General features: G+C 69.5%; 13 protein-coding genes. 8 read left to right on the top strand and 5 right to left on the bottom strand.

Going from position 1 to position 19,508, the window contains the following annotated elements:
• Positions 1 to 17: 17 nt before the first annotated feature.
• The gene (locus JR064_RS15470; RefSeq protein ID WP_206230325.1) at positions 18 to 962 is read left to right on the top strand and encodes a hypothetical protein; all 945 of its coding nucleotides are present in this window, start codon (positions 18 to 20) and stop codon (positions 960 to 962) included.
• Complete coding sequence (gene plsB / locus JR064_RS15465; protein WP_206230324.1) at positions 962 to 3,634, top strand: glycerol-3-phosphate 1-O-acyltransferase PlsB; 2,673 nt, start codon at positions 962 to 964, stop codon at positions 3,632 to 3,634. The genes JR064_RS15470 and plsB overlap by 1 nt, the downstream gene beginning before the upstream one ends.
• Before the next feature lie 138 nt (positions 3,635 to 3,772).
• Here the strand turns inward: plsB and JR064_RS15460 are convergent, their stop codons facing one another.
• Together JR064_RS15460 and JR064_RS15455 are read right to left on the bottom strand one after the other, a co-directional pair.
• On the bottom strand, positions 3,773 to 4,351 hold the full coding sequence (locus JR064_RS15460; protein WP_191826104.1) for a DUF488 domain-containing protein: 579 nt from the start codon (positions 4,349 to 4,351) through the stop codon (positions 3,773 to 3,775).
• Positions 4,348 to 4,551: a YdcH family protein gene (locus JR064_RS15455; RefSeq protein ID WP_179570107.1), complete on the bottom strand. Its 204-nt coding sequence runs from the start codon at positions 4,549 to 4,551 to the stop codon at positions 4,348 to 4,350. Before JR064_RS15455 ends, JR064_RS15460 begins: the two co-directional genes overlap by 4 nt.
• Positions 4,552 to 4,714: 163 nt before the next feature.
• Here JR064_RS15455 and JR064_RS15450 point away from each other — a divergent pair, with 163 nt between their 5' ends.
• A complete protein-coding gene (locus JR064_RS15450; RefSeq protein ID WP_179570109.1) occupies positions 4,715 to 5,287 on the top strand; it encodes a hypothetical protein in 573 nt (190 codons plus the stop codon).
• 81 nt (positions 5,288 to 5,368) lie between these two features.
• On the opposite strand, the gene JR064_RS15445 is transcribed toward JR064_RS15450, so the two are convergent.
• From JR064_RS15445 to JR064_RS15435, 3 genes are all read right to left on the bottom strand, one after another.
• A complete protein-coding gene (locus tag JR064_RS15445) occupies positions 5,369 to 6,385 on the bottom strand; it encodes a glycoside hydrolase family 43 protein (protein ID WP_206230323.1) in 1,017 nt (338 codons plus the stop codon).
• 30 nt (positions 6,386 to 6,415) lie between these two features.
• A complete protein-coding gene (locus tag JR064_RS15440) occupies positions 6,416 to 7,900 on the bottom strand; it encodes an MFS transporter (protein WP_179570113.1) in 1,485 nt (494 codons plus the stop codon).
• Positions 7,901 to 8,076: 176 nt separating this feature from the next.
• Positions 8,077 to 11,016, bottom strand: a complete 2,940-nt coding sequence (locus JR064_RS15435; protein WP_179570115.1) for a TonB-dependent receptor — start codon at positions 11,014 to 11,016, stop codon at positions 8,077 to 8,079.
• A 495-nt stretch (positions 11,017 to 11,511) separates the two neighbouring features.
• Between JR064_RS15435 and JR064_RS15430 the strand changes: the two genes are divergently transcribed.
• The 5 genes from JR064_RS15430 to JR064_RS15410 all read left to right on the top strand — a co-directional run bounded on the left by JR064_RS15430 (position 11,512) and on the right by JR064_RS15410 (position 19,475).
• Complete coding sequence (locus tag JR064_RS15430) at positions 11,512 to 12,819, top strand: MFS transporter (protein ID WP_206230359.1); 1,308 nt, start codon at positions 11,512 to 11,514, stop codon at positions 12,817 to 12,819.
• Between the two features lie 99 nt (positions 12,820 to 12,918).
• Positions 12,919 to 13,902: an endo-1,4-beta-xylanase gene (locus tag JR064_RS15425; RefSeq protein WP_206230322.1), complete on the top strand. Its 984-nt coding sequence runs from the start codon at positions 12,919 to 12,921 to the stop codon at positions 13,900 to 13,902.
• A gap of 58 nt (positions 13,903 to 13,960) precedes the next feature.
• Positions 13,961 to 15,379 carry a glucuronate isomerase gene (gene uxaC / locus JR064_RS15420; protein WP_206230358.1) on the top strand — a complete coding sequence of 473 codons (1,419 nt, stop codon included), beginning with the start codon at positions 13,961 to 13,963 and terminating at the stop codon, positions 15,377 to 15,379.
• Between the two features lie 110 nt (positions 15,380 to 15,489).
• On the top strand, positions 15,490 to 18,180 hold the full coding sequence (galB, locus tag JR064_RS15415) for a beta-galactosidase GalB (RefSeq protein WP_241093108.1): 2,691 nt from the start codon (positions 15,490 to 15,492) through the stop codon (positions 18,178 to 18,180).
• Between the two features lie 95 nt (positions 18,181 to 18,275).
• A complete protein-coding gene (locus tag JR064_RS15410) occupies positions 18,276 to 19,475 on the top strand; it encodes an endo-1,4-beta-xylanase (protein ID WP_206230321.1) in 1,200 nt (399 codons plus the stop codon).
• The last annotated feature ends 33 nt before the right edge of the window (positions 19,476 to 19,508 follow it).

The raw sequence follows: 19,508 nt of genomic DNA, 5'->3' as shown, positions 1-19,508 counted from the left end.
GAACGAGCTAGCACCATATGCCGCCACGTCCGACCCGGCTCACACCCTTGCATGTCGTTCCCGCGCTGCTGCTGGCCGCCCTGGCCCTGTCCGGGTGCAAGCGCAGCCCCGCCGAGCTGCCCGGCGCCAGCGCCGAACCGGCCGCGGCCGTGCGCGAACTGGCGCATACGCTGCAGCGCAACGACCTGGCCGGCTATGCCCGCGCCGCGGTGCCGCCCGCGCACTATCAACGGCTGCAGCAGGCCTGGAACGAGGACCGCAGCCGCTGGCCGCTGACCCAGTCGCCGCTGGCCGAACGCCTGCCCGAGGTGCTCGACACGCTGTCCGCGCCGGACGCCGAACGCCAGCTGCAGCGCGCCTTCGACGCGCAGTTCGGCGGGCAGAGCGCGAGCCTGCGCCAGGCCGCGCACTCGCTGGGCCTGTTCGGCGTGCAATACCTGCGCAACCAGGGCGACTACACCCCGGAACAGCGTGGCCACTACGTGCAGCTGGTCCAGGCGCTGAGCGGCTGGGCCGAACACGCGCCGCTGGCCGAGCGCAAGCGCGCGCAGGCGGCGATCGCGCAGCTCAGCGCCGCCGCGCGCCGCACCGGCCTGCGCAGCGACGCCGACCTGCATGGCCTGGGCATGGAGCAGAGCCTGCAGCGGCTCGGGCCGTTCCTGGGCGAGCTGAAGACGGTGCTGGCCGGCTACGGCCTGGACCTGGACGCCAGCGCGCGCGAATTGCGCACCGGGCTGGTCAGCCAGCAGGGCGATCAGGCGGTGGTGCGCATCCAGTACCCGCTGGGCGGCGCGCAGATCGACACCACCGCGGTCCTGGTGCGCCGCCAGGGCCGTTGGTATTTGCGCGATACCCTGCACGAGGTGGACGCGCTGCTGGCCACCGCCGCGGCACCGCATACGGCCCCGGCCGAGGCGCCCACGGCCCCGCCCGCCGACCCCGCAGCGCCGGCTAAGCGATAATGACGCCGATGCCAGAACAAAATCCCCTCCCCTTTCCCGACGACGCTGCGGCTGCGCGCGCCTCGGACCCGGCGCACGCGCCCGCCTCTCCGGCCAGCGGCGATGCCGCCGGCAGCGTGCCGCCGGCTACCGGCACTGCAGCGCTGCCGAGCCCGGTGCTCGCCGCGCGCGCCGCCAAGCGGCCGCTGTGGGCGCGCCTGCTCGGGCGCGTGGCCGATCCGTGGCTGGGCCTGAACATCGAACCGGCCGAACCCGGCCAGTACGACGACGGCCGCCCGGTGGTCTACGTGCTGGAGGACTACGGCCTGTCCAACGCGCTGATCCTGGACAAGGCGTGCCGCGAGGCCGGCCTGCCGTCGCCGCTGGTGCCGCTGCCCGGCGACCCGCTGGGGCGCAAGCGCGCCTACCTGGCGCTGTCGCGGCGCAGCAGCAACAACGCGCTGATCCCCGAGCAGCGCGGCGCCAAGACCCATTCCGATTCGCTGGCCAAACTGCTGCAGGCACACCGCGAGCGCCCGGACCTGGACATCCACCTGGTGCCGGTGTCGATCTTCGTCGGCCGCGCCCCGGACAAGCAGAGCGGCTGGTTCGCGGTGCTGTTCTCGGAAAACTGGGCGCTGGTCGGCAGCTTCCGCCGCCTGCTCGGCGTGCTGCTCAACGGCCGCAGCACCATCGTGCGCTTCGCCCCGCCGGTGTCGATGCGGCTGACGATCGAGGAAGGGCTGCCGCCGGAACGCACCGTGCGCAAGCTGCAGCGCGTGCTGCGTACCCACTTCCGGCGCATCCGCGAGGCGGTGATCGGGCCGGACCTGTCGACCCGCCGGCTGCTGGTGGACCAGGTGCTGGCCGCCGAACCGGTGCGCGAGGCGATCGCCGCGCAGGCCAAGCGCGACAACAGCAAGCCGATGGACGCCTGGCGCAAGGCCCATGCCTATGCCTGGGAGATCGCCGCCGACTATTCCAGCCCGGTGGTGCGCTCGGCCAGCTTCCTGCTCACCCACGTGTGGAACCGCATCTACGCCGGCGTGCTGGTGCACCACCTGGACAAGCTGAAAGAAGCCGCGCCCGGGCACGAAGTGATCTACGTGCCCAGCCACCGCAGCCACATGGACTACCTGCTGCTGTCCTACCTGCTGTACGAACGCGGCATCGTGCCGCCGCACATCGTGGCCGGCATCAACCTCAACCTGCCGGTGGTCGGCACGCTGCTGCGCAAGGGCGGCGCGTTCTTCATCCGCCGCTCGATTCGCGGCAACGCGCTGTACTCGGCGGTGCTCAGCGAATACGTGGCGCAGCTGGTGGCCGGCGGCTACTCGATCGAATACTTCGTCGAAGGCGGGCGCTCGCGCACCGGCCGTCTGCTGCAGCCCAAGGGCGGCATGATCGCGATGACCCTGCGCGCGTTCCTGCGCCAGCCGCGCAAGCCGGTGCTGTTCCAGCCGATCTACGTCGGCTACGAGAAGCTGATGGAAGGCAACAGCTATCTCGACGAACTCAGCGGCCGGCCCAAGGAGAAGGAATCGATCTGGGGCCTGCTGTGGAGCATCCCCAAGGTGCTCAAGCAGAACTACGGCCAGGTGGTGGTGAACTTCGGCGAGCCGATCGCGCTGAGCCAGGTGCTGGCGCAGCGCGCGCCGGACTGGGACGGCCAGCCGCTGGGCGAGGACGAAAAACCGAGCTGGTTGAACGGCACCGTCGATGCGCTGGCCGAGCAGATCCAGGTGCACATCAACGCCGCCGCCGACGTCAATCCGGTCAACCTGCTGGCGCTGGCGCTGCTGTCCACGCCCAAGCACGCGATGGGCGAAGCCGACCTGATCGCGCAGATCGAACTGTGCAAGAAGCTGCTGGCCGAACTGCCGTACTCGGACCGGGTCACCGTCACCCCGCATTCGCCCGAGCGCATCATCGCCCACGCCGAGGAGATCAACGTGCTGACCCGCACGCCGCATCCGCTCGGCGACGTGCTCAGCGTCAACGGCGACAACGCGGTGCTGCTGAGCTACTTCCGCAACAACGTGCTGCACCTGTTCACCGCTTCCTCGTGGGTGGCGTGCTGCTTCCAGAACAACCGCCGCATGAGCCGCTCCGGCCTGCTGCGGCTGGGCCGCACCGTGTACCCGTTCCTGCAGGCCGAACTGTTCCTGCCGTGGAGCGAAGACCAGTTCGCCGAACGCATCGAGCGCACCATCGAGGTGTTCGTGCGCGAAGGCTTGCTGCTGCAGGTCAACGACGACGACGGCGGCGTGCTGGCGCGCAACACCGGACAGACCGACGAAGTGTTCCGCCTGCGCGCGATCGGGCATTCGCTGCAGCAGGCGTTCGAGCGCTACTACATCGCCATTTCGGTGCTGGTCAAGAACGGCCCCGGCAAACTCGGCGCCGGCGAACTGGAAAGCCTGTGCCAGCAGGCCGCGCAACGCCTGAGCCTGCTGTACGCCCCGGCCGCGCCGGAGTTCTTCGACAAGACCCTGTTCCGCGGCTTCATCCAGAAGCTGCGCGAACTGAAACTGGTGTGGCCGGACGAGAACAGCAAGCTGATGTTCGACGAGCGCCTGGACGCATGGGCGAAAGATGCCAAGTTCATTCTTGGCCGCGAACTCCGCCACACCATCGAACGGGTCAGCCCGGAGGCGGCGAAGCCGGAAGAGCCGGTGGTGCCGCAGGATTGAGGCGGCCACCGCATGCTGCTTTTCTCGCCGCTAGCGACAGCCCTGTAGGAGCGGCTTCAGCCGCGACAGACACCGCCCGGCGAGACCCTGTCGCGGCTGAAGCCGCTCCTACAGGTGACATCGTACGGATCGAATCGCTCAGCCGCCGAACAGATCGCCAGTGACCGGCCCGGCAGGCGCGACGTTCGCCGGATAGACCAGTTGCCCATTCGCATCGCTGCGCGCGGCGGGGTTGAGCGTCGCCGGCTCGCGGCGCCTGGCGTCGAGCAGGTGGATCACCGGGTGGCCGTGGTGCAGCAGGTGGTCGCAGACGATCTGGCGGTGGCATTGGCGCCAGTCGGCTTCGGCGCACATCACCGCGCAGGCGCCGCGGTTGCCGAGCGCGCGCAACTGGGCGAAGGCCTCGCCGAAGTCGGCGCCCAGCGCGTAGTCGGCGTAGTTGTGGAAACCGGCGCTGCGCCAGTGGCCGTTGCGTTGCGGGTCGATGCCGGGTTGCCTGTCGCGGCGCCCGCCGAGCGCACGAAAGTGCGTATAGCCGATGCCGGCCGCGGCCAGGCTGCGCGCCAGCGCGCTGCCGTCGAACTGCGGAAAGCGCCGCGAAGACGGAAACGCGCGCACGTCGGCCAGGTGCGCGATCTGCGCGCCGTGCAGGATCTCCAGGAACGCGTCCAGGCCACGCGTGGAGTGGCCGATGCTGAAGAACGTCGCCGCGCTCACGCCGGTTCGTCGGGGATCAGCAGGTTTTCCAGGCGCATGATGCAATCCTTGAGCTGCAGCTTGCGCTTCTTCAGCCGCTTGGCCTGCAGTTCGTCGTCGAGGTTGGCCGGGGTGCGCTGGATCTGTTCGTCGAGCGCACGGTGCTCGCGCCGCAGGGCGTCGATGCGCAAGGAGATCTCGGCGGGCGTCATGTCGTCCATTGCGTCCGAGCATACACAGCCAGCGCACCCGCCGTCACCGTGTGCGGCGCCGGCGTTTTCCGCGACCGCGCTTGCCGGCACAATGCACGCGCCGGGAACCGGCACGGCGCCGCGTTGCGGCACCGCCAACCGCGGCCGCCGCGCCGCCAGAAAGGAGTCTTCCATGCGCCCCACCCAGTCCCTGCTCGCCCTGGTCCTGGCCACCGCCCTCCCCGGCCTGGCCGCGGCGGCGGACACCAAGTACGACGGCTTCCTGTGCTGCAACATGCGCAGCGACGGCAGCTGGATCAGCGACAGCAACTACGCCGAGAACGGCAAGCGGGTGATCCCCGCCGGCACCCCGGTCAAGGTCACCGGCTACGGCCGCTATCGGGTCAACGTGCTGATCGATGGCCAGAAGCAGTCGATCGGCAACGACTACAGCCGCGACCTCGGCAACGAGGCCTTCGCTCAGCGCTACGTGATCGCGCAGGATCCCAAGCTCAAGCTGGCGGCGTATCCGCCGAAGATCCGCGAGGCGATCGGCAGCAGCCGGGTCACCAAGGGCATGACCCGCGAACAGACGCTGATGGCGCTGGGCTACCCGATCAGCAGCGAGAATCCGAACCTGGACGCCAAGCTGTGGCGCTACTGGCTGACCAGCTTTGGCGAGTTCCAGGTGTCCTTCGACGATGCCGGCAAGATCGAGAAGGTCACTGCCGATCCGCAGACCCAGAACCTGGTCTGGATGCCGTAGGCCGCGCAGCGCCTGCGCACGTGCAGCGGCGGTCGGCGCTGCGCGTGCGGCGCGGGTCGGCGAACCGGCCCCGCGCCGTCCTCACTCCCCGTACGGATGGACCAGCGCGATGCGCCCCTGCGCGTCGTGCTGCAACTCGGTGAGCTTGATCGAACGCAGATGGGTGACGCCGCCGGACAGCATGGCGTCGTGATAGAACAGGTACCAGGTGCCCTGGAACTCGCAGATGGAGTGGTGCGTGGTCCAGCCGATCACCGGGCTCAGCAACGGCCCCTGGTAGGTGAACGGACCGTAGGGCGAATCGCCGATCGCGTAGCACAGCAGGTGCGTGTCGCCGGTCGAGTACGACAGGTAGTAGCGGCCGCCGTACTTGTGCAGCCACGGCGCCTCGAAGAAGCGGCGCGCATGGTCGCCGGCCAGCAACGGCTGGCCCTGCTCGTCGACGATGCTGATCTCGCGCGGCGGCTCGGCGAACTGGGTCATGTCCGCGCGCAGCCGCGCCACGCGCGGCCCCAGCGCCGGCTCGGCATCGGCCGGTTCCTCGTGCGCCTGCGCATACGCGTTGTCGCGGTACTTCTGCAGCTGCCCGCCCCAGATCCCGCCGAAATACAGGTAGTGCTCGCCGTCGTCGTCGGCGAACGCGGCCGGATCGATCGAGTAGCTGCCGTCGATGGCCTGCGGCTCGGCGGTGAACGGCCCTTCCGGGCGCGCACCGATGGCCACGCCGATCTGGAAGATGCCGTCGGCGCGCTTGGCCGGGAAGTACAGGTAGTAGCGTCCGTCCTTGCACGCCGCGTCCGGCGCCCACATCTGCCGCTCGGCCCACGGCACATCCTTCACGTGCAGTGCCACGCCGCAGTCCACCACCGGGCCGTCGGCGCTGTCCATGCGGAACACGTGGTAGTCCTCCATGTCGAAATGGCCGCCGTCGTCGTTGAAGGCGATGCCGGCGTCGATGTCGTGCGAGGGATAGATGTACAACGCGCCCTCGAACACGTGCGCCGACGGATCGGCGGTGTACATGTGGGTGACCAGGGGCTGCGAGATGGCCTTGCTGGCCAGCCTCTGCAGGTCTGCGGCATCGGTGTCGGCGGACATTGCGTACCTAGAGCGTGAGGGGAGGAAGCGTCAGTTGCCGAGCGCGGCGGCCTGCAGGCGGCGCGTGTCCAGGTCGCGTTCGATGCGCGACTCCAGCGCCTTGTCGATCTCGTACAGGAACAGCAGCGCCACGCCGAGCAGGAACGGGATCGCGCAGTACACGCTGACCGCCAGGCGGATGCCGCCGGTCACCGCAGCGCTCTGCTGCGGCAGCGCGGCGTCGTAGCCGTAGAAGGCGAGCAGGCCGGCGACCAGCGCCCCGCCGACGCTCAGGCCGACCTTCAGCCCGCACAGCATCGCCGAGAAGATGATCGCGGTGGCGCGGCGGTGGTTCTTCCACTCCGAGTAGTCGGCCACGTCGGCGATCATCGCCCACAGCAGCGGGATGGTGATGCCGTAGAAGAATCCGTGCAGCACGTAGGAGCCGAACACCAGGCCGATCGCCTGCGGCGGATAGACCGCGAACGCCAGCAGGAACAGCGTGGACACCAGCAGCGCCGCACCGAACACGTTGCGCTTGCCGTAGCGGTCGGCCAGGCGCTTGGAGCAGCCGATGCCGACGATCATCGCCAGGATGCCGCCGGCGCTGAACACGCTGAAGGCGGAGGTCGGCGCATCCTGCGGCCAGTGCAACGCGGTCAGCCCGGCGCTGGCGAGCAAGCCGTTGATGCCGGCGATGAAGCCGTTGAACCCGGCCTGGTCGAGGAAGCGGGTCAACGCCGCCGCATCCAGGTAGTACTTGAAGTAGTACACGTACATGCCGCCCTTCATCGCCAGGTTGACGAACACCAGGATGGTCAGGGCCAGCATCACCAGCCATGGCTTGTTGCGGACCAGGTCGCCCAGGTCCTTGCGCACGCTGGACGGTTCCGCGGCGATCGGCAGCACCCGCTCGCGGGTGGTGAGGAAGGTGATCAGGAAGCACAGCGTGCCGACCACCGCGAACAGCGCCATGGTGCGCTGGAAGCCCTGCGCCTTGTCGCCGTTGCCGAGGATCAGCACCAGCGGCAGCAGCAGCACCTGGATCACGAACTGGGCGATGGTGACCGCGAAGAAGCGGTACGCCGACAGGCTGTTGCGCTGCTCCATGCTGCCGGTGAGCACGCCGCTGAGCGCCGAATACGGCAGGTTGTTGGCGACGTAGATCAGCACCAGCAGGGTGTAGGTGGTGAACGCGTAGATCACCTTGCCCTGCTCGCTCAGCGCCGGGGTGCTGAAGGCGAGCAGCGAGATCGCGCCGAACGGCAGCGCGGTCCACAGGATCCACGGCCGGAACTTGCCCCAGCGCGTGCGCGTGCGGTCGGCGAGCACGCCCACCAGCGGCGTGAACACCAGCGCGCCGAACAGGCCGACCACCGAGATCAGCGTGGCCGCGGTGCCGGCGGGGATGCGGTAGATGTCGGTGTAGAAGAACGCCAGGAACGTGATCAGGGTCTGGAAGATCAGGTTGGCGGCCAGGTCGCCCAGGCTGTAGCCGATCTTTTCGCTGAGCGGGAGGCGGTGCGTGCTGGTCATGGGCCTGGGAGTCGCGGGAGGAGCTTGCTGCCCTCTCCGCCGGGAGAGGGGCCGGAGGACGAGGGTACGGCGAAGGCGGAAGCAGGTGCAGCGGTGGCGGCGCGCCAGGCGGCAGGCCTGCGCCGGCCGCGCGCGCGATGCCTCGCCGCAGCGGGGCACCGCGCCCGGCGCCAGGCTCAGAACGAGCCGCGGATGCCGAGCATGATGGTGCGTCCGGGCTGGTACAGGTCGTAGGTGGCGTTCGGATACTGGAAGGTGGTGCGCAGCGGTTCGTTGGTGAGGTTGGTGACGTTGAGGGTGATCTGCGGCGCCGAGCGGACCCACGCCAGCGTGTAGCTGGCCGACAGGTCCAGCTGCCCGCGCGCATCGGCCATCAGCCGCGCATCGGGAATGCCGTTCTGGTTGGCGCCGGAGATGATCATGTCGTCGTTCCAGGCGTAGGACAGGCGCACCGAGGCGTTGTTCTTCTCCCAGTACACCGTGCCGTTCCACAGGTTCGGCGCCACGCCCACCGCCACCGCCTGGATGCCATCGCCCTCGGACTCCTGCTTGACGTGGGTGTAGTTGAGGCTGAAGCCCAGGCCGTCGAGCAGGCGGTCCAGCGGCTGCACCCAGATCGCTTCCAGGCCGCGGATGTTGAGCGTGCCGTCGGCGTTGACCTGGGTCTGCACGTCCACGGTGGCCGCGTTCGGCCCGCCGCGCTGGTCGATCGCGGCCTGCTGGGTCGCGGTCAGGTCGCTGTAGGCCACGCCCAGGTCCTGGAACGGAATGCGGCGCACGCCGTTGACGGTGAAGCCGTCGATGCGCTTGTCGAACAGGGTCAGGCCGACGAAGCCTTCGCCGCCGGTGTACCACTCGCCGCCGATGTCCACGTTGGTGGACCGGTACGGCGCCAGGTTGGAATTGCCCTGGGTGGCGGTCTGCGCGGAGGGATCGCTGAAGTTGGTGTTGGGCAGCATCGCGCTGGGATCGGGCCGGGTCAGCGTGCGCGAGCCCGACAGGCGCAGCACCACGCTGTCGGCCACGTCCCAGGCCACGTTGAACGAAGGCAGCAGTTCGTTGTAGTCCGAGTTCAGCACCTGGTAGCGGCGCACCCCGCCGATGGTGACAGGGCCGCTGATCGTCTGGTCGGTGGTCACGTAGCGCACGCCGGCGTTGAAGCGCATCGACCGGTTCCATACGTCGGTCTCGCCGTTGGCCTCGACGTAGAAGCCCCAGTTCTTCTCCAGGATGCCGCCGGTGGAAGCGCCGGTGTTGGCCGCGTTGGTCTCCGGCGCACTGTCGCTCAGGCCGTAGTAGCCGCTGTCGCGCAGGAAGCGGTCGAAGTCCACGGTGATGAAGCCGCCCTGGCCGGGCTTGAGGTAGGAGGCCAGCGCCGACTGCGGGATCAGCGAGCCGGCGCCGCCGGTGCAGGTGGCGGCGGCGCCGCGGCAGACCAGGGTCTCCCACGCGGCGCTGTTGTCGAAGCCGCGGATATGGCGCTCGGCCTGATCGTAGGCGACGCCGACCTTGACGTTGCGCTTGTCTTCGCCGAACTGCAAGTCGGCGCGCGCGCCGCGGGTCTCGGTCTCGCGCTTCTCGTTGCTGATGTTGAGCCGGCCGCCGGTCCAGCTCCAGCCCAGGTTCGGATCGTTGAGGTCCAGCGGGCTGTCGATCGAGGGCTGGTCGCCACCCGTATTGCTGTAGTCCACCGTGGTGAACGGCGAGGTCACCAGGATGCTCGGCGACTGCCGGTACATCCAGCTGCGCGTGGCGTTGGCCTGCACGTTGAGCTTGATGTCCTGGTTCGCGCCGAACAGCAGTTCGGCGCCCGGATTGACGCTCCAGAACTTGACGTTCTCATGGTACGGGCGCGCTTCCAGGAAGTACTGGGCATTGGTGAAGGTGGCATCGGTGACGACGCCGTTGCCGTCCACCTGCATGTCCAACGGAATCATGTTCCCGTTGCGCCCGATCAGGTTCATGCTGGTGCGTTCGGTGTCGCGCTTGGCCTTGGAGAACAGCGTGTCCAGGTAGAAATGCGCGGTGTCGCTGGGCCGCCATTCCAGCGACATCACCGACGCGTCGCGGCTGCGGTCGCCCTGCATCTGCACGCGGCGACCCAGGCGCGGGATCAGCGCGTCGCTGATCTGTTCGATGCTCAGGCCGGGGTTGTGCGCCAGCAGCCAGGCGGCGTCGATGCTCTGCCCGGGGGTGAGGCCGGCGCCGGCGGTGACCGGCACGGTATCGGGAATGCGCCAGTTGCCGCCGCCGTTGGCATTGCACGCGGCCGGCTGGTTGGTCGATGGCGTGCCGGCCGGCGGGGTCAGCCCGCACTGCGCGTAGGTCAGGCCCGGATTGGTCCAGCCCACGCTCTCGAAGCCTTCCACGCCGAGCTTGCTGCGCACCGAGGCCACGCCGAACAGCGCGCCGAAGGTACCGGCCGCGTTGGTCCAGCTGCCCATCAGCGCGCCGCGCGGCGTGGTCTTTTCGCTGGTGCTGTTCCAGTCGCCTTGCAGCTGGTAGGTCAGATGCGTGCCGGGCCGATCGAACGGCCGCGCGCTGCGCATGTCGACCACGCCGGACACGCCGCCTTCGAGCATGCTCGCGGTCGGCGTCTTGCTCACCGTCAGCTGGGTGAAGAACTCGGTCGGGAACAGATTCAGATCCACTTCGCGGTTCTGGTTCTGCGCATTGAGGCCGATCGAGGCGGTGGCGATGCTGGCGCCGTTGAGCGTGGTCTTGGTGAAGCTGGTGCCCAGGCCGCGGATGGCGATGTTCAGGCCTTCGCCATTGACGTCGCGCGAGAGCTGCACGCCGGGAATGCGGTTGAGCGACTCGGCGATGTTCATGTCCGGGAACTTGCCGATGTCCTCGGCGAACACGGTATCGCTGAAGGTCACCGAATCGCGCTTGGCGTCGGTGGAGAACTGGATGCTGCGGCGGTAGCCGGAGACAGTGACCGTATCCAGTTGCTTCACCGCATCGTCGCCGGCCGGTGCGGGCGATGGCGCCGCCTGCGCCGCAGGCGCCTGCGTGGGTGGCGCGGTCTGCGCCCAGGCGCTGCCGGCAGCCATGCCGAGCAATGCGGTGGCCAGTGCATGAGACAACGTGGTGCGCGCGTAACTGTTCTTCACCGTGATCCTCCCCAAAAAACAGGCGACCTGCGGCTCCGTGAAGGTGACGCGGAGCGACCAGCCGACGAATTGCCCGAGCGACGGAAAAACGTGCAGCGACTTCAAGGCCCGTGGCTGGGCCGTGGCCGCGGATGTTAGCGCTACCAAGATGGCTGTCACGCTGCAGGGCAACATAAGCCCGCCACGCACCGATACATTCCGGAAAACGTGCGCATGGGTACGGCGGATGCGCGTCGCATCTCGGTGTCGGCATCGCGTCTCGTGCTGCTGTGCACGATGGATCGCCTGCGGCGGCGTGCTAATGATAGCGCTACCAAACGGCGGCGACCGCCGCGCCCTGTGGGGATCGAAGCGTATGCACCGAACTGGGAACAGCGCAGATTGCGTGCTGCATCGCAATATCCGACAGCTGCATAGAAGCGGCGCCGCATGTTGCCGCCGACCTTCGCGACGCACTGCGCGCATCCAGGCCGCCATGCCGGTATCGCGGACATGATGCCCTCGCCCGGCGCCGATGCGACCGACACCGCCGGCACCGCCGCCGGCTCGCGTCTGGGGCGCATGCGCTGGCGCATCTGCGCGCTGCTGCTCGCCGCCACCACCATCAACTACATCGACCGCCAGGTGCTCGGCGTGCTGGCGCCGTTCCTGCAGGTGCAGATCGGCTGGAACGAGATCGAATACGGCTACATCGTCACCGCGTTCCAGGCCGCCTACGCGCTGGGCCTGCTGTGCAGCGGCGCGGTGATCGACCGCTTCGGCACGCGCGCCGGCTACGCGCTGGCGATCGGCATCTGGAGCCTGGCGGCGATGAGCCATGCGCTGGCCACCAGCGTCGTCGGCTTCGCGATCGCGCGCTTCTTCCTGGGCCTGGGCGAATCGGGCAACTTCCCGGCGGCGATCAAGACCGTGGCCGAATGGTTTCCGCGGCGCGAGCGCGCGCTGGCCACCGGCATCTTCAATTCCGGCTCCAACATCGGCGCCATCGTCGCCCCCCTGCTGGTGCCGGTGATCGCCAGCACCTGGGGCTGGCAGTCGGCGTTCCTGTTCACCGGCGCGCTCAGCGCCACCTGGCTGGCGGTGTGGTGGCTGAACTATCGCGCGCCGGAGCAGCAGCCGCGCCTGAGCGCGGCGGAACTGGCGCATATCCGCAGCGATCCGCCCGAACCCGTGCAACGGCTGAGCTGGGCGCAGGTGCTGCGCCACCGCCAGGCCTGGGCGTTCGTGGTGGCGAAGTTCGTCACCGATCCGATCTGGTGGTTCTTCCTGTTCTGGCTGCCCAAGTTCCTGCATGCCGAGTATGGGCTGAGCCTGCTGCAGCTCGGCGCGCCGCTGATCGTGATCTTCGTGCTCGCCGACGTCGGCAGCATCACCGGCGGCTGGATCGCCGGGCGCTTCATCGCCCGCGGCTGGAGCGTCAACCGCGCGCGCAAGACCGCGATGCTGATCTGCGCGCTGGCGGTGGTGCCGATCGTGTTCGCCGCGCGCGCCGACAACCTGTGGCTGGCGGTGGGGCTGATCGGCCTGGCCACCGCCGCGCACCAGGGCTGGTCGGCGAACCTGTTCACCCTGCCCTCGGACATGTTCCCGCGCCACGCGGTGGCCACCGTGGTCGGCATCGGCGGCTTCGCCGGCGCGGTCGGCGGCATGCTGATCGCCACCTTCATCGGCTTCCTGCTCGAGGCCACCGGCAGTTACGTGCCGGTGTTCCTGATGGCCGGCTCGGCCTACCTGCTGGCGCTGGCGCTGGTGCAGTGGCTGGCGCCGCGCCTGCAGCCGGCGCAGTTGCAAGACCATGCCTGACCGGGCTTGCCTGGTGCAGGCCGGGAGGCGCGGACGTGCGGGCGTGCCCGCGTCCATCCCGACAGCGTTCCATCCCTGCTCCCCCCCCATCGAGACGCCATGATGAAAACGATCGCTTCGCTTTTGTTGTCGCTGTTGCTGGCCGTTTCCGCCGCAGCGGGCGCCGCGCCGCTGGCCACCGGCAAGCAGCGCTTCCTGGGCAGCGCCTACAGCCCATCGCAGGCGCAGGGCTTCACCCGGTACTGGAACAAGGTCACGCCCGAGAACGCCGGCAAATGGGGCAGCGTGGAAGCGGTGCGCGGACGCATGGACTGGAGCGCGCTCGATGACGCCTATAACCTGGCCAAGCGCAACAACATGCCGTTCCAGATGCACGTGCTGATCTGGGGCAGCCAACAGCCGCTGTGGATGCGGACGCTGCCGCCCACGGAACAGCGCGCCGCGATCGAGCAGTGGTTCGCCGCGGTGGCGCAGCGCTATCCGGACATCGACCTGCTGGAGGTGGCCAACGAAACCCTGCCGGGCCACAATCAGCCCGACGACAGGAAAGACGACAGCGGCAACTACCTGCAGGCGCTGGGCGGCGCCGGCAGCACCGGCTGGGATTGGGTGCTGCAGTCGTTCCGTCTGGCGCGGCGCCATTTCCCCCATGCCAAGCTGATGATCAACGACTACGGCATCACCAACAGTGCCGACGCCACGCGCCAGTATCTGCAGGTCATCCAGCTGCTGCAGCGCGAGCGCCTGATCGATGCGATCGGCCTGCAGCAACATGCCTTCGAGACGCGGGCGGACGTGCCGATCTCGGTCCACCGCGCCAACCTCGACACGCTGGCCGCGACCGGCCTGCCGATCTACGTCACCGAACTCGACCTGGACGGGCCCACCGATGCGCAGCAACTGGCCGACTACCAGCGCGTGTTCCCGCTGTTCTGGGAGCACCCGAGCGTGCGCGGCGTGACCCTGTGGGGCTTTCGCCGCGGCCTGTGGCGCGACAAGGAAGGCGCGTACCTGATCCGCGACGACGGCAGCGAGCGCCCGGCGCTGGCGTGGCTGCGCGGCTACGTGGCGAGCAAGCCGTAGCGCCAAGCGCGCTGCTTCCGACCATCATCCCTCCACGACCCGCCTGCCGACCATGACCCTGTCCTCCCCCGCCCTGTCCCTGCATCCCGACCGTCTGCTGCCGCCGGAGCCGGGCCTGCGCGCGATCGCGCGCCGCCTGTACGCGCAGGTCGCCGCGCTGCCGATCGTCAGCCCGCACGGACACACCGATCCGGCCTGGTTCGCCGAGGATGCGCCGTTCGCCAACGCCACCGAACTGCTGCTGGTGCCCGACCACTACGTGTTCCGCATGCTCTACAGCCAGGGCGTGGACCTGGACGCGCTGGGCATCCCGCGCGCCGACGGCAGCCGCGCGGCGGTGGATCCGCGCGCGGCCTGGCGCGTGTTCGCCGAGCGCTTCCAGCTGCTGCGCGGCACGCCCTCGGCGCTATGGTTGAACCATGTCTTCCACGAGGTGTTCGGCCTGCGCGTGCGCCTGGACGCGGCCAGCGCCGACCTGTACTACGACCGCATCGGCGAGGCGTTGCAGACCGCGGCGTTCCGGCCGCGCGCGCTGTTCGACCGCTTCGGCATCGAGGTGATCGCCACCACCGAATCGCCGCTGGATCCGCTGCAGCACCACGCCACGATCCGCGCCAGCGGCTGGGGCGGACGGGTGATCACCGCCTACCGTCCCGACGCGGTGATCGATCCGGAACACGAGCAGTTCCCCGATGCGTTGCACCGTTTCGGCGAGCTGACCGGCGAGGACGTGTACGCCTGGGACGGCTACCTGCGCGCGCACCGCCAGCGCCGTGCGTTCTTCGCACAGATGGGCGCCACCTCCACCGACCACGGCCACCCCAGCGCGGCCACCGCCGACCTGCCCGCGGCCGAGGCCGCGCGGCTGTTCGCGCGGGTGCGCGGCGGCGGTGCCAGCGCCGCGGACGCGGAACTGTTCCGCGCGCAGATGCTGACCGAGATGGCGGCGATGAGCGTGGACGACGGCCTGGTGATGCAACTGCATCCGGGCTGCTTCCGCAACCACAACCGCCGCCTGTTCGCGCGCTACGGCCGCGACAAGGGCGCCGACCTGCCGCTGCGCACCGACTACGTGCACGCACTCAAGCCGCTGCTGGACCGCTTCGGCAACACACCGGGCTTCACCCTGATCCTGTTCACCCTGGACGAGAGCACCTACGCGCGCGAACTGGCACCGCTGGCCGGGCACTATCCGGCGCTGCTGCTCGGCCCGGCGTGGTGGTTCCACGACGCGCCGGAAGGCATGTGGCGCTTTCGCGAGCAGACCCTGGCCAGCGCCGGTTTCTACAACACGGTCGGCTTCAACGACGACACCCGCGCGTTCCTGTCGATCCCGGCGCGGCACGATGTCGCCCGCCGCGTCGATTGCGCATTCCTGGCCAAACTTGTGGCCGAGCATCGCCTCGACGAGGACGAAGCCGCCGAGGTCGCGCTGGATCTGGCGTATCGGTTGCCGAAGCGGGCCTACAGGCTGTGACAGCGGGTGCCACCTGCGGCGCCGCGTCGGCGCGCGAACGTGCGCACACCGTCGTGGCGATGCCCAGGCGCGCGCTGCAACGCGCGCTCGCACCGTTGCTGGTGCTGGCCATGCTTGCCGTCGGCCGCGTCGACGCGGCGCCGGCGCCGCAGTCGCCGCCCCCGCGCGAGCGGCTGTCGCTCGATGCCGATTGGCGCTTCCATCGCGGCGACGCGCCCGGCGTCGGCGACACGCTGGACTACGACGTGCGCCCGGACATCGCGCGCAGCGCCGACGGCAAGGTCGCCGATGCCCGGCCCGACGCCGCCGAACGTGTGGTGCCGCGCACGCGGCCAGTGCTCAAGCCGTGGATCCTGCCCACCGGCAACGCCTTCATCGCCGACCCGGCGCAGCGCCACCCGCGCCCGCCCGGCGACCCGGGCAGCGACGTGGCCTTCGTGCGCGCCGACTTCGACGACAGCGCGTGGACGCGCGTGGACCTGCCGCACGACTGGGCGATCGCCGGGCCGTTCCTGAAGGACGGGCCGTACGGCGGCATGGGCCGTCTGCCGAGCTGGGGCGTGGGCTGGTACCGCAAGCGCCTGGACATTCCCGCCAGCGACCGCGGCCGCGCGGTGTTCCTCGACATCGACGGTGCGATGTCCTACGCCACGGTCTGGCTCAACGGCCGCCTGGTCGGCGGCTGGCCGTACGGCTACAGCTCCTGGCGCGTGGACCTGACCCCGTACCTGGTGCCCGGCGGCAGCAACCAGCTGGCGATCCGCCTGGACAACCCGCCCGAATCGGCGCGCTGGTATCCCGGCGGCGGCCTGTACCGCAGCGTGTGGCTGAGCAAGACCGCGCCGGTGCATGTCGGCCAGTGGGGCACGCAGGTCAGCACGCCGCAGGTATCGGCGCAGGCGGCGACGGTGCGCGTGGCGGTGACGCTGGACAACAGCAGCGACGCGGAAGCAGAGGTACAAACCAGCACCGCGATCTATGCGCTCGATGCCGAGGGCCGCCGGCAAGGCGCGGCGGTGGCGCGGATCGCCGCGGCCAGTACCTGCATCGCCGCGCGCGCCAGCGCCACGCTCGACGGCAGCGCGCGCATCGCCAAGCCACGGTTATGGGGTCCGCCGCCGACGCAACGGCCGCACCGCTACGTCGCAGTCACCGAAGTGACGCAGGACGGCCGCGTGGTCGATCGCTACGAAACCCCGTTCGGCGTGCGCACGCTGCGCTGGGATCCGGACCGCGGCCTGCTGGTCAACGGCGAACACGTGCCGATCCGCGGCGTCAACAACCACCACGACCTCGGCGCGCTCGGCGCCGCGTTCAACCTGCGCGCCGCCGAGCGCCAGCTGCAATTGCTGCAGGGGATGGGCGCCAACGCGATCCGCATGAGCCACAACCCGCCGGCACCGGAACTGCTGGAACTGACCGACCGCATGGGCCTGCTGGTCGTCGACGAACTGTTCGACAGCTGGGAAATGAAGAAGACCCCGCTGGATTTCCACCTGGTGTTTCGCGATTGGCACGAACCGGACCTGCGCGCGCTGCTGCGCCGCGACCGCAATCATCCGTCGGTGATCCTGTGGAGCGTGGGCAACGAAGTCGGCGAGCAATACACCGGCGAGGCCGGCGCGGCGATCGCGCAGCGCCTGCAGGCCATCGTGCACGAAGAAGATCCCACCCGCCTGGCCACCGCGGCGATGAACTACGCCGCGGCGGACATGCCGCTGCCCGCGGCGCTGGACGTGATCGGCCTCAACTACCAGGGCGAAGGCATTCGCGACACGCCGGAGTTCGCGGGCACCGAGCGCATCCGCAAGCCGCCGCAATATCCGCTGTTCCATGCGCGCTTCCCACACAAACCGATCTTCAGCAGCGAGACCGCCTCGGCGCTGAGCAGCCGCGGCGTGTATCTGTTCCCGGTCACCGCTGAGAGCAGCGCGCCGGTACGCGACGGCCGCGGTGGCGATTCGGTGGCCCACCAGGTCAGCGCCTACGAACTGCACGCGGTGGATTTCGGCGCCAGTGCCGACAAGGTGTTCGCTTCGCTCGACACGCACCCGTTCGTCGCCGGCGAATTCGTCTGGACCGGCTTCGACTATCTGGGCGAACCGACCCCGTACTACTCCTCGCGCAGTTCCTACTCCGGCATCTTCGACCTGGCCGGCTTTCCCAAGGACCGCTACTGGCTGTACCAGGCGCGCTGGCGCCCCGAGCTGCCGATCGCGCACCTGCTGCCGCACTGGACCTGGCCGGGCCGCGAGGGCCAGGTCACACCGGTGCACGTGTTCACCTCCGGCGACGAGGCCGAACTGTTCGTCAACGGCGTCTCGCAGGGACGCAAGAAGAAGGCGCCGCTGCAGTACCGGCTGCGCTGGGACGAGGTGGTCTACGCGCCGGGCGAACTGCGCGTGCAGGCCTACAAGGACGGCAAGCCGTGGGCCAGCGAGCGCGTGCGCACCGCCGGCCCGGCCGCGCGGCTGCAGGTCACGCCGGACCGCACCACGCTTCACAGCGACGGCCGCGACCTGGCCTTCGTGACCGTGCGCCTGCTCGACCGCGACGGCACTCCCGCGCCCACCGCCGGGGACCGGCTGCGCTTCCGCGTCGAGGGCCCGGGCGAACTCGTCGCCACCGACAACGGCGATCCCACCGACCTGGAGTCGTTCGCCGCGCCCGCACGCAATGCGTTCAACGGCCTGGCGCTGGCGATCGTGCGCGCCCTGCCGGGTGAGAGCGGCACCATTACCCTGCACGTCGAAGCGGACACGCTGCAGGCCGCGCACACGCAACTGCGGGTGCAGCCATGAACGACGCGCCCGTCGGCACGCAGGCGCCGCCTGCACGTCGCCGCACGCGTACCACGCTTCCACGCGACCCCCACGCTCGAACAAGGACCGCCGCCATGCCTGCATTGCGCAAGACACGCGTCGCGACCCTGCTGTTGGCCTGCCTGCTCGGCACGGCGACGGCGGGCGCCGCCGACCGACCTGCCGCCGCGTCGCGCACGCCGAACGCAGCGGCGGACGGCCGCGGCCTCAAGGACGCCTATGCCGGCGCGTTCCTGATCGGCACCGCGGTCAACGCCGACATCGTCTCCGGCAAGGACGCCGCCTCCGCCGCGCTGGTGCCGCGGCAGTTCAACGCGATCACTGCCGAGAACGCGATGAAGGCCGAAGTGGTCAATCCGCGCCCGGGCGTCTTCGACTTCGCCGCCGCCGATGCCTTCGTCGACTACGGCCGCCGCCACGGCATGTTCGTGGTCGGCCATACCCTGGTCTGGCACAACCAGACCCCGGATTGGTTCTTCGTCGATGCGCAGGGCAGGCCCAACGGCCGCGACGCGCAGATCGAACGCATGCGCGCGCACATCCAGGCGGTGGCCGGGCGCTACGTCGGCAAGGTGCAGGCCTGGGACGTGGTCAACGAGGTGATCGACGAGGACGGCAGCTACCGCAACACCAAGTGGGTGGAGCGCGTCGGCGACGGCGACGAACTGGTGCGGCAGGCGTTTCGCTTCGCCGCGCAGTACGCGCCGGATGCGCAGCTGTACTACAACGATTTCAACGCCTGGCGCCCGGAAAAGCGCGACGGCATCGTGCGCATGGTGAAGATGCTGCAGCGCGCCGGCATCCGCATCGACGGCGTCGGCATGCAGGGCCACTGGGGCCTGGACTACCCCAGCCAGCACGACATCGAGGCGGCGATCGACGCCTACGCCGCGCTCGGGGTTAAGGTGATGATCACCGAACTGGACGTGGACGTGCTGCCGCTGACCAAGGAAGGCCAGGTGATCGGCACCGGGATGGCGCACAAGCAGTTCCAGCTGCCGGAGTTCAAGCGCTACCTCGATCCGTACCGCGACGGCCTGCCGGCGGACGTGCAGGCGCAGCTGCGCGACCGCTATGCCGAACTGTTCCGGCTGTTCTGGCGCAAGCGCGACAAGCTGGCGCGGGTCAGCGTGTGGGGCGTGGACGACGGCATGTCGTGGAAGAACGACTACCCGGTGCCGGGGCGCCGCAACTATCCGCTGCTGTTCGACCGCGAACGCAAGCCCAAGCCTGCGTTCGACGCGGTGCTGGCGGTGCCGGCGCAGGCGCAGTAGCGCGCGCCCAACAGCGCGCGGCTGCGATCGGCG

The sequence above is a fragment of the Xanthomonas bonasiae genome, from assembly GCF_017163705.1.
In the GTDB taxonomy this organism is placed as follows: domain Bacteria; phylum Pseudomonadota; class Gammaproteobacteria; order Xanthomonadales; family Xanthomonadaceae; genus Xanthomonas_A; species Xanthomonas_A bonasiae.
The sequence above is the reverse complement of the archived record's forward strand: the minus strand, read 5'-3'. Positions and strand labels throughout refer to the sequence as shown.